Source organism: Streptomyces monomycini (assembly GCF_022271435.1).
GTDB lineage: Bacteria > Actinomycetota > Actinomycetes > Streptomycetales > Streptomycetaceae > Streptomyces > Streptomyces monomycini.
Genome location: NZ_JAFIQY010000005.1, coordinates 13,964 through 24,397 on the forward strand (window position 1 = coordinate 13,964; position 10,434 = coordinate 24,397).

General features: G+C 73.4%; 9 protein-coding genes. 4 read left to right on the forward strand and 5 right to left on the reverse strand.

Annotation, left to right across the window (positions count from 1 at the left end):
- Nucleotides 1–52 precede the first annotated feature (52 nt).
- Entirely contained in the window at nucleotides 53–451 is a 399-nt protein-coding gene (locus tag JXZ78_RS08115; protein ID WP_030021757.1) for a VOC family protein, read from the forward strand.
- Between the two features lie 36 nt (nucleotides 452–487).
- Here the strand turns inward: JXZ78_RS08115 and JXZ78_RS08120 are convergent, their stop codons facing one another.
- Complete coding sequence (locus JXZ78_RS08120; RefSeq protein ID WP_030021758.1) at nucleotides 488–1,750, reverse strand: DUF5005 domain-containing protein; 1,263 nt, start codon at nucleotides 1,748–1,750, stop codon at nucleotides 488–490.
- Between the two features lie 242 nt (nucleotides 1,751–1,992).
- Between JXZ78_RS08120 and JXZ78_RS08125 the strand changes: the two genes are divergently transcribed.
- Genes JXZ78_RS08125 through meaB form a run of 3 tightly spaced genes read left to right on the forward strand, consistent with a single transcriptional unit; the run spans nucleotide 1,993 to nucleotide 7,148 of the window.
- Nucleotides 1,993–3,882 (forward strand): methylmalonyl-CoA mutase family protein, encoded by a 1,890-nt coding sequence (locus JXZ78_RS08125; RefSeq protein WP_238782752.1) that lies wholly within the window; start codon nucleotides 1,993–1,995, stop codon nucleotides 3,880–3,882.
- On the forward strand, nucleotides 3,882–6,107 hold the full coding sequence (gene scpA, locus JXZ78_RS08130; protein WP_030021761.1) for a methylmalonyl-CoA mutase: 2,226 nt from the start codon (nucleotides 3,882–3,884) through the stop codon (nucleotides 6,105–6,107). Before JXZ78_RS08125 ends, scpA begins: the two co-directional genes overlap by 1 nt.
- A gap of 9 nt (nucleotides 6,108–6,116) precedes the next feature.
- Nucleotides 6,117–7,148 (forward strand): methylmalonyl Co-A mutase-associated GTPase MeaB, encoded by a 1,032-nt coding sequence (gene meaB, locus JXZ78_RS08135; RefSeq protein WP_030021762.1) that lies wholly within the window; start codon nucleotides 6,117–6,119, stop codon nucleotides 7,146–7,148.
- 9 nt (nucleotides 7,149–7,157) lie between these two features.
- Here the strand turns inward: meaB and JXZ78_RS08140 are convergent, their stop codons facing one another.
- The 4 genes from JXZ78_RS08140 to JXZ78_RS08155 are packed head-to-tail and all read right to left on the reverse strand — an operon-like array spanning nucleotide 7,158 to nucleotide 10,331.
- A complete protein-coding gene (locus JXZ78_RS08140; protein WP_030021763.1) occupies nucleotides 7,158–7,532 on the reverse strand; it encodes a VOC family protein in 375 nt (124 codons plus the stop codon).
- A 51-nt stretch (nucleotides 7,533–7,583) separates the two neighbouring features.
- Complete coding sequence (locus JXZ78_RS08145; RefSeq protein ID WP_030021764.1) at nucleotides 7,584–8,474, reverse strand: LysR family transcriptional regulator; 891 nt, start codon at nucleotides 8,472–8,474, stop codon at nucleotides 7,584–7,586.
- Nucleotides 8,475–8,487: 13 nt separating this feature from the next.
- A complete protein-coding gene (locus JXZ78_RS08150) occupies nucleotides 8,488–9,291 on the reverse strand; it encodes an SDR family NAD(P)-dependent oxidoreductase (RefSeq protein ID WP_030021765.1) in 804 nt (267 codons plus the stop codon).
- 5 nt (nucleotides 9,292–9,296) lie between these two features.
- Nucleotides 9,297–10,331, reverse strand: coding sequence for a multicopper oxidase domain-containing protein (locus tag JXZ78_RS08155; RefSeq protein ID WP_030021766.1), 1,035 nt, complete (start codon nucleotides 10,329–10,331; stop codon nucleotides 9,297–9,299).
- Nucleotides 10,332–10,434 lie beyond the last annotated feature (103 nt).

Below are 10,434 nucleotides of genomic sequence, written 5' to 3' on the forward strand. Positions count from 1 at the left end.
GCACCGCGGACGGTGCCCTGCCGAGGAGGGCCCACGGGGCCGAGGAGATGCCATGGGACTGGTCAAAGCCGCCGTCATCGTGCTCGACTGCGCCGACCCGGAGAAGCTGGCGGACTTCTACGCCGACTTCCTGGAGGGCGAGGTCCGCAGGGAACACCTGCCGGACCGGGTGGAGGTCGTCGCCAACGGCACCGTGATCTCCTTCCGCCGCGACCTGAACATGACGCCGCCGACCTGGCCGCGTCCCGACAGCTCGCTCCAGGCCCACCTGGACCTGCTGGTCGACGAGGGGGACATGGACGAGGCCGAGCGCATGGCGGTCAGCCTCGGCGCGCGTCCGCTGGACACCAAGGACGACACCGGCCCCCGCGAGGTGCGGGTCTACTCCGATCCGGCCGGGCACCCGTTCTCGCTGCGCTGCTCGCTCCGGTCGGGTCCGAAGACCGACTGACCGGCGGGCCCGCCGTCCCGCCCTGCTGGCGGGGTGTCATCCGTGGTCCAGCCGCAGCCTCAGGAAGCGCGGCCGGTACAGCTCGACGTCACGGTTGACCTGGGCCACGGAGGGGGCGCCCGGCGGGCCCAGCCAGTTGACGTCGTAGCTGACCAGCAGCGCGCCGTCGGCCGTGAACTCCGGGTGGGCCTGCGGGTTGTACACGGCGACGCGCTGCTGTCCGGTGGGGTCGGCCGGCCGGGGCGGGATGATCCGCCCGGCCGGTCCGTGCCACGGCCCCTGGGCCGAGCACGCCCAGTACGCGGTGACGGCCGACAGGCCGTCACCCGGCGGCCCGGGATCGTCCATCGTCAGCAGCACCCAGGTCCCGCCGTCCCGTACGACGGTGAAGGCGCTGCCCACGCCGCGCCCCCTGCCCTCGCGGATCACCGGGGCCGCCCGGCCGGCCTGCGGCTGCCACTCCTGCCCGTCCCAGAATCGCCAGGCCCCGGCCTCCCCGAGCTGCCCGGTCGGCACCCGGGCGAGGTAGGCGTTCGAGCTTGCCCGGTCGGGCCCGTCGTCGCCGCCGTAGACGTACGTCCACGCGCCGTCCCGTACGGACGCGGTGCCGTACAGCACCCGGTCTCCCGGATCCCGTACCGAGGTCTGGTCGACGGCCGTGGTGATGCTCTCCAGCCGCAGGTCCGGCAGGGAGAGGGTGGCGATCTCGGTCGCGCGGGGCACGCCGAAGACCCAGGGGCCCTGGCCCGGCGTGCGGTTCCAGAGCAGGACCCGGACGACCTGTTCGGGTGATCCGGGCGCGCGCGGTTCCACGTGCGCCTGCACCGGCCAGCGCCAGCCGTCCGGTGTGTCGGGGAAGAACGGTCCGGGGCCGGTACCGGTGCTGCCCGTCAGGGTCCGCTCCAGACGGCCCGCGCGGTCCATGACCACGAGGGAATTGTGCGTCAGGGCGGGCTCGCGGCCGGTGTCGGAGGAGCGCCAGGGATGCGGCTGTCCGTACGGGCCGGGCGGGGGCTGCACCCGGTCGAGGAAGGTGTCGGAGAAGATCCACAGGGTCCGGCCGTCGGGCAGCCGTACGGAGTGGGTGCCGTCGCCGCCGGTCCAGTCGTCCACGCGGGTGTTGTCGTTGCCGTACCGGGTGAACTCGCCGGTGAAGCGGGATTCGGCGGCCCATGAGCCGATCTTCCGTCCGGTGCACGCCGGACCCTCTTCGCCGGGGAGGGTGAGCAGCAGGGCCAGGCCGGCGATCAGGGCGAGCACCGCCGCCACGGCGACGCCTCGCCTCACCGGCACGCGCATGTCCCTCCTCGTCACGGTGACGGGCCGCCCACCGTACAGAACCGGCCGCACGGCGGTCGCGAGCCACCCCGACCTGCCGAAAATGCGGCGATCCGCCCGACCCGACGCCGCTACTCGCGGGTACGCACCCGCCCGGGAGGGCGATCGTAGAGCTTCCCAATGGAGCAATCCCAGGTCAACGAGTGCAAGGTCACAGCCCGATGCCCTGCTGCGGCTAACGACCGTTCGCCTAGCCTGCTGCCATGACCGCCCAGTCCCCCGAACTCCCTCTGGCCGCCGCGTTCCCCGACGCGGACCGTGAGCAGTGGCAGCGCCTGGTCGAAGGCGTACTGCGCAAATCGGGCGCCGCGGAGGCGACCGGCGCCGCCGCCGAAGACGTGCTCACCACCGCGCTCGAAGACGGCATCCAGGTCCGCCCGCTCTACACCGCCGAGGACGCGCCCGCCGCCGATGCCGTCGGCCGCCCCGGATTCCCCCCGTTCGTACGGGCCGGCCGGGCCACCGGCAGCACCGTCGCGGGCTGGGACGTCCGGCAGCGCCACGCGGACACCGATCCGCGGCGCGCCAACGAGGCGGTCCTGGCCGACCTGGAGAACGGCGTCACCTCCCTGTGGCTGACCGTCGGGGACGGCGGGGTGCCGGCGGCGGACCTGCCCACCGCGCTCGACGGCGTCTACCTCGACCTGGCGGCCGTCGCCCTGGACGCGGGCGCGGACTTCGCCGCGGCGGCCGACGCCTGGTTCCGGCTCTGCGACGCGAAGGGCGTGGCACCGTCCGAGACGGCGGGCACCCTGGGCGCCGACCCGCTGGGCGTGGTGGCCAGGACCGGCCGCGCCGACGGCCTGGCCGGTCACCTGGAGGCGGCGGCCGCCCTGGCCCGCCGGTGCGCCGACCAGGCGCCGCGGATGCGCGCGCTGGCCGTGGACGCGCTCCCGTACCACGAGGCGGGCGGCTCGACCGCCGAGGAGCTGGGCTGCTCGCTGGCCACCGGCGTGGCCTACCTGCGGGCGCTGACCGCGGCGGGCCTCGGCGTGGACGCCGCCTGCGCGCAGCTGGAGTTCCGGTACGCGGCCACCGCCGACCAGTTCCTGACCATCGCCAAGCTGCGGGCCGCCCGGCGGCTGTGGTCGCGGGTGGCCGAGGTGTGCGGGGCCGCCCCCGCCGCGCGGGCGCAGCGCCAGCACGCGGTCACCTCGACCGTGATGACGACCCGTCGGGACCCGTGGGTGAACATGCTGCGCACCACCGTGGCGGGTCTCTCCGCCGGGGTGGGCGGCGCGGACGCCGTCACCGTCCTGCCGTTCGACGCGGCGCTCGGCCTGCCGGACGCGTTCGCCCGCCGGATCGCGCGCAACACCCAGTCGATCCTGCTGGAGGAGTCGCACCTGTCCAAGGTGATCGACCCGGCGGGCGGTTCCTGGTACGTGGAGCGGCTGACCGACGAGCTGGCCCGTGCCGCCTGGGGCTGGTTCCAGGAGATCGAGGCCGCGGGCGGGCAGGCCGCGGCGCTCGGCTCCGGGATGGTCGGCGAGCGGCTGGCGTCGACCTGGCGCAAGCGGTCGAAGGCACTGGCGCACCGCCGCGAACCGGTGACCGGCGTCAGCGAGTTCCCGTTCCTCGCGGAGCCTGCGGTGGAGCGCGAGCCCGCGCCCGTACCGGCGGGCGGCGGACTGCCGCGGGTGCGCCGGGACGAGGCGTACGAGGCGCTGCGCGCCCGCTCGGACGCGCACCTGGCGGCCACCGGCGGCCGCCCGAAGGCGTTCCTCGCGGCGCTCGGCCCGGCCGCGGTGCACACCGCGCGCGCCACCTTCGCCTCCAACCTCCTCCAGGCGGGCGGTATCGAGCCGGTGCACGACCCGGTCCCGGTGGACGCGGAGTCGGTGGCGGAGGCGTTCACGGCGAGCGGCGCGGGTATCGCCTGTCTGTGTTCGAGTGACGCGCTGTACGCCGAGCAGGCCGCCGAGGTCGCGGCGGCGCTGAAGGCGGCGGGGGCGCGGCAGGTGCTGCTGGCCGGGAAACCGGGCGAGCAGCGGGAAGCATATGAACGAGCCGGAGTGGACGCCTTCGTCTTCGCGGGCTGCGACGCGGTCGGGGTGCTGTCCTCGGCCCTGGATGTCATGGAGGTGGCGTGATGGAGCGCACGACGGGGCAGGCGGGCGCCATCCCGGACTTCAGCACGGTCGAACTGGGCGAGCCGCAGGTTCCGGAGGGCGACGCGGAGCAGTGGGCAGCCGCCGTCCAGGAGGCCACCGGCAAGGGCGTCGAGGACCTGGTGTGGGAGACGCCCGAAGGCATCGAGGTCAAGCCGCTGTACACCGGCGAGGACCTGGCCGGGCTGGACTTCCTGCGGACGTACCCGGGCATCACGCCGTACCTGCGCGGCCCGTACCCGACGATGTACGTCAACCAGCCCTGGACGATCCGGCAGTACGCGGGCTTCTCCACCGCCGAGGAGTCCAACGCGTTCTACCGGCGCAACCTGGCGGCCGGCCAGAAGGGCCTGTCCGTCGCCTTCGACCTGCCGACCCACCGCGGCTACGACAGCGACCACCCGCGGGTGACCGGTGACGTCGGCATGGCGGGCGTGGCCATCGACTCGATCTACGACATGCGGCAGCTCTTCGCCGGCATCCCGCTGGACAAGATGACCGTCTCGATGACGATGAACGGCGCGGTGCTGCCCGTCCTCGCCCTCTACATCGTGGCCGCCGAGGAGCAGGGCGTACCGCCCGAGAAGCTGGCCGGGACCATCCAGAACGACATCCTCAAGGAGTTCATGGTCCGCAACACCTACATCTATCCGCCGCGCCCCTCGATGCGGATCATCTCCGACATCTTCGCGTACACCTCGCAGAAGATGCCGCGCTACAACTCCATCTCCATCTCCGGCTACCACATCCAGGAAGCGGGCGCGACGGCCGACCTGGAGCTGGCGTACACCCTCGCGGACGGCGTCGAGTACCTGAAGGCGGGCATCGACGCGGGGATGGACGTGGACGCCTTCGCGCCGCGGCTGTCCTTCTTCTGGGCGATCGGCATGAACTTCTTCATGGAGATCGCCAAGCTGCGGGCCGCCCGGCTGCTGTGGGCCAAGCTGGTGCAGCGCTTCGACCCGAAGAACCCCAAGTCGCTGTCGCTGCGCACCCATTCGCAGACCTCCGGCTGGTCGCTGACCGCACAGGACGTGTTCAACAACGTCACGCGGACGTGCGTGGAGGCGATGGCCGCGACGCAGGGCCACACCCAGTCGCTGCACACCAACGCGCTGGACGAGGCGCTGGCCCTGCCCACCGACTTCTCCGCCCGCATCGCCCGCAACACCCAGCTCTTCCTCCAGCAGGAGTCGGGCACCTGCCGGGTCATCGACCCGTGGGGCGGCAGCGCGTACGTCGAGAAGCTCACCCACGACCTGGCGCGCCGGGCCTGGCAGCACATCGAGGAGGTCGAGGCGGCCGGCGGCATGGCCAAGGCCATCGACGCGGGCATCCCGAAGCTGCGCGTGGAGGAGGCCGCGGCCCGTACGCAGGCACGCATCGACTCCGGGCGGCAAGCGCTGATCGGCGTCAACAAGTACCGGGTGGACACCGACGAGCAGATCGACGTGCTGAAGGTCGACAACTCCTCGGTGCGCGCGCAGCAGATCGACAAGCTGCGGCGGCTGCGCGAGGAGCGCGACGAGGCAGCCTGCCAGGACGCGCTGCGGGCGCTGACCGCCGCCGCCGAGGCCGGTCCCGGCCAGGGTCTGGAGGGCAACCTGCTCGCCCTGGCCGTGAACGCCGCCCGCGCGATGGCGACCGTCGGTGAGATCTCCGACGCACTGGAGAAGGTCTACGGGCGCCACTCCGGCCAGATCCGTACGATCTCCGGTGTGTACCGAGACGAAGCAGGCCCGTCCTCAGGAGTGGACCGGACCCGGGACCTGGTGGCGGAGTTCGAGCGGGCCGAGGGGCGCCGGCCGCGCATCCTGGTCGCCAAGATGGGGCAGGACGGCCACGACCGCGGCCAGAAGGTGATCGCCACGGCCTTCGCCGACCTGGGCTTCGACGTGGACGTCGGCCCGCTGTTCCAGACGCCGGCCGAGGTCGCCCGGCAGGCGGTGGAGGCGGACGTGCACGTGGTGGGCGTCTCCTCGCTGGCCGCCGGACATCTGACCTTGGTGCCCGCGCTGCGCGAGGAACTGGCGGCGCAGGGCCGGGAGGACATCATGATCGTAGTGGGCGGGGTGATCCCGCCCGGCGACATCCCGGCGCTGCACGATGCGGGCGCCGCGGCCGTCTTCCCGCCCGGTACGGTGATCCCGGATGCCGCGTACCACCTGGTCCAGGACCTCGCCGAGGCCCTCGGCCACGACCTGTGAGCCGCTACGTTGACACCTGACACGCCCCGGCCCCGCCCGGCCCGCAAGCGACCGACGATCGACATCGACCAGTACGCGGCGGGCGTGCGCGAGGGTTCCCGGGCCTGGATCGCGCGCGCCGTCACCCTGGTGGAGTCCACCCGGGCCGACCACCGGGCGCTGGCGCAGCGGCTGCTGGTCGAGCTGCTGCCGTACTCCGGATCGGCCCGGCGGGTCGGTATCAGCGGCGTGCCGGGAGTCGGCAAGTCGACCTTCATCGACGCGCTCGGCACCCAGCTGACGGGGGCCGGGCACCGGGTCGCCGTACTGGCCGTCGATCCGTCGTCCAGCCGGACCGGCGGCTCCATCCTGGGCGACAAGACACGGATGGAGCGGCTGGCCGCCGACCCGGCGGCGTTCGTGCGGCCCTCCCCCACCTCGGGCACGCTCGGCGGGGTGGCGCGGGCGACGCGGGAGTCCATCGTCGTCATGGAGGCCGCGGGCTACGACGTGGTGCTCGTCGAGACGGTGGGCGTCGGCCAGTCCGAGACCGCCGTCGCCAACATGGTCGACACGTTCCTGCTGCTCACCCTCGCCCGTACCGGCGACCAGCTCCAGGGCATCAAGAAGGGCGTACTGGAGCTGGCCGACCTGGTGTCGGTCAACAAGGCGGACGGGCCGCACGAGCGGGACGCGAAGTCGGCGGCCCGGGAGCTGTCCGGCGCGCTGCGCCTGCTCCAGCCCCCGGACGCCGCCTGGACCCCGCCCGTCCTGACGTGCAGCGCCCGCGAGGGCACCGGCCTGGACACCGTGTGGGACCGCGTCGAGCAGCACCGCAAGCTGCTGGAGTCCACCGGGGCGCTGGCGGACAAGCGGCGTGACCAGCAGGTCGACTGGACCTGGTCGATGGTCCGCGAGCAGCTGCTGAACCGGCTCCGGGACCACCCCGGCGTCCGGGACGTGGCGCCGGAGGTGGAGCGGGAGGTACGGTCCGGCACGCTGACGGCGACACTCGCGGCGGAGCGCATCCTCCAGGCGTTCGGCATGCCGGACGAGCGGTAGCGGCCGGGCTCACGCCGGGGACATCACCTCGAACAGGTTCCCGGCGTCGTCCTTGAAGAACAGGCCGCGCGGGCACAGCGGGTGGTCGATGCGGCCGTTGTCCGGGTGGGTCGGTTCGCTGCCGAACGCCACCCCGGCCGCCCGGATGCGCGCGAGGATCGCGTCGAAGGTGTCCGGGTCCACGTCGAAGGCGAGATGGTGTCCCTCGGGCTCCGGCACCGCCATGAAGTCGAGGGTCAGCTGGTCGTTGACGCGTACGGGGGCGAAGTGCCCGTTCCGTCCGGCCGGCGGCAGTTCCTCCAACCCCATGACCGAGGCGAAGAACCGGGCCGCCGCGCGGTGGTCGGCGGCGGGCACGATGGTGTGGTTGAGCGTGACGGGCACAGGCCCTCCCCAGGAGTCGGTGAGGCGCACCACGGTAGCCGACGTGCGCACTCACTCCGTCGGGGCGCCGGTCGCGAAGTGCGCGACGGCCGCCTCCTCGAAGTGCCGTTCCGCCGCGGAGACATACCGGTCCGCGCGCCGCACCAGGCTCAGGGTGCGGCGGCAGCCCGGCACGACCAGGCGCAGCCAGCGCACCGGCGCCTCCGGCGCCTCGTTGCGGGCCAGGGCCGGGATGAGGCCGATGCCGAGTCCGGCGCCGATCAGGAACTGGGTCGCGGCCGGCTCGTCGCCCTCGCAGGTGATGACCGGGGTGCGGCCCGCCGCGGCGAACAGCCGGTCCAGCAGCTCGCGTTGCCAGTGGCCGGGGCGGGTGGTCACGAACGGTTCGGCCACCACGTCCTCCAGACCGGCCCGCTCCCGGTCAGCCAGCGGATGCCCGACCGGTACGGCGAGCAGCACGTCCTCCTCCATCAGCACCACCGACCGCAGTCCGGCCCCGCCCAGCGGCTGCGAGGCGACACAGACGTCCACCTCACGCGCCGCCAGCTGACGCCGCATCACGGCCGCGGTCGACTGATGGAGCCGGATCTCGACGCCGGGGTGCGCGGCCCGGAAGGCGGACAGCAGCGAGGTGAGGGTCAGCAGCGTCTCGGCGGCGACCACGATCCGTCCCTGGCCCGGCCCCGCCGCGTCGGCCAGTTCGCGCCGCGCGTCGTCCAGTTCGCCGAGCGCCCGCTCGACGCGGCGCAGGAAGGCCGCGCCGTACCGGTTGAGGCGGACCGAGCGTCCCTGCCGGTCGAAGAGCAGCACCCCGAGGTCGGCCTCCAGCCGGGCGATCGTCCGGCTCACCGCGGGCTGGGCGACCCGCAGTTCGGCGGCGGCCCGGCTGATGTGCTCGTGCCGGGCCACCACCCGGAACGTGCGCAGGGACGGCAGGTCCACTCCGGTCCCCCGCTCAGATCGTCAGGCCGCCGTCGACGGGCAGGATCGCGCCCGTCACGTACGAGGCCCGGTCGCTGAGCAGCCAAGCCGCGGCCTGGGCCACCTCGTCGGGGGCGGCCGCGCGGCGCAGCGGCGTACGGGCCGTGAGCCGGTCGACGACGTCCGGTTCGCGGGCGGCCCAGTCCTCGATCATGGCGGTCATGGTCGTGCCGGGGGCGACGGCGTTGACGCGGATGCCCTGGGGGCCGTACTCGACGGCGGCGGTCTGGGTGAGGCTGTTGACGGCCCGTTTGGAGGCGCCGTACAGGCTCATCCCGGCGGACGGCTTCAGGCTGCCGACGCTGCTGTTGTTGACGATGGCGCCGGTGCCCGCGGTGGCGAGCATCGCCCGTATCTCGGCGGCCATCGCCAGCCAGACGCCCCGGTGGTTGACGGCGGTGATCCGGTCGAACTCCTCGACGGGGATCTCGGCGAGCGGGGCGTGCCCGATGCCCATGCCCGCGTTGTTGAACGCGCCGTCCAGGCGGCCGTGCCGCTCCACGGCCGTGTCCACCGCGCGTTGCACGGCGGCCGGGTCCGCCAGGTCCGCGACGACGTGATCGGCGGTGCCGCCCGCCGCCCGTACCTCCTCGGTCACCGCAGCCAGCTCCGGCGCGGTCCGCGCGGTCAGCACGACGGCGGCCCCCTCCCGCGCGAACAGCCGTGCCGCGGCGGCGCCGATGCCGCGTCCCGCGCCGGTGATCAGCAGGACCTTGCCGTCCAGCAGTCCACCGCCGGCCGCGCCGCGTCCCGCATCCGTACCTGTCGTCTCCGTCATGTCGATCATTGTGCAGGAGGCCGCGGCGGCGCCTCTCCCCGACCTCCGTGCCCCTCCTGGCCACCGTGCCCGTCGTGACCCGGGACCGTGCCGTCCGGCTTGGCGATCAGGAGCAGTCCGGCCATGCCCATGTCGGAATGGCTCTGGACGTGGCAGTGGTACATCCACGCACCGGCGCCCACCCCCTCGCCCGCCACGAACTGGAAGCCGAAGGAGTCGGCCGGGCCGGTGATCTTGTTGTCGATGACGCGGCTGGGATCGTCCGGGCCGGTCAGGAGCCCGGTGCGGTTGTCCGCCCAGCGGTGACCGTGCACATGGAAGGTGTGGTAGTACTCGCCGTGCGTGATCGAGATGATCTCCACGCGCTCCCCCACCGTGGCCCTGAAGTCCGGCCCCTTCGGCACGTTGTTGATCGTCATGTCGTTGAAGACGATGGTGAACTGCCGGTCGGGCAGCGGGTCACCGGCCCGCCGTACGATCACCGGCCCGTACAGCCCCCGGCGGATGCCGCCGGTGCCGTGCTCGGTGCCCACGACGTGGTCGTGGTAGTGCCAGTAGCCCGCGCTGCCCGGCCGCCAGGAGCCGTCCGCGCGCCGGCCGGGGGCGTGGGTGCGCCAGGTGTACGTACGGGTGGCGCCCGGTTCCAGGTGGCTGCGGTTCATCCGGGTGCCGTCGCTCGCCACGTCGTAGTCCAGGCCGTGGACGTGCAGACTGGCCGCGGCCTTGAGGGTGTTCTCGCACTCGATGTGCAGTGTGTCGCCCTCGACCAGCTCGATCGGCGGGCCCGGGATGGTCGCCTTCCCCTTCTCCAGGCCGTATCCGAGCTGCCCGTCCGGCAACTCCTCGATGTAGAGCTTGAGGTGTTTGACCGCGCCCGCGGCGACCGCGGAGCGGCCCGCCCTCGCCGGACGCCCGGCGGCCGCGGCCGGGGCCGGTGCCACGGCCGGGACCGCCGCCGCGCCGAGTGCCGCGACGGCGGCGCCTCCGGCGAGGAGACGGCGGTTGAAACTGCGTCGGGGGACGTCGCGTTCCTCGGTCATCGTGCTCCCACGGAAGGAGGGGACGGGTCGGAGGGGACGTCTGGGACGGTAGCCGCACCCACTCCGTTTATCCACACTCAGGACAAAGTTGGGTGCGTTACGG

Bases quoted from the DNA above. Each gene is read 5' to 3' on its own strand.
- JXZ78_RS08115 (WP_030021757.1), top strand. From the start codon at position 53: ATGGGACTGGTCAAAGCCGCCGTCATCGTGCTCGACTGCGCCGACCCG.
- JXZ78_RS08120 (WP_030021758.1), bottom strand. From the start codon at position 1,750: ATGCGCGTGCCGGTGAGGCGAGGCGTCGCCGTGGCGGCGGTGCTCGCC.
- JXZ78_RS08125 (WP_238782752.1), top strand. From the start codon at position 1,993: ATGACCGCCCAGTCCCCCGAACTCCCTCTGGCCGCCGCGTTCCCCGAC.
- scpA (WP_030021761.1), top strand. From the start codon at position 3,882: ATGGAGCGCACGACGGGGCAGGCGGGCGCCATCCCGGACTTCAGCACG.
- JXZ78_RS08150 (WP_030021765.1), bottom strand. From the start codon at position 9,291: ATGACGGAGACGACAGGTACGGATGCGGGACGCGGCGCGGCCGGCGGT.
- JXZ78_RS08155 (WP_030021766.1), bottom strand. From the start codon at position 10,331: ATGACCGAGGAACGCGACGTCCCCCGACGCAGTTTCAACCGCCGTCTC.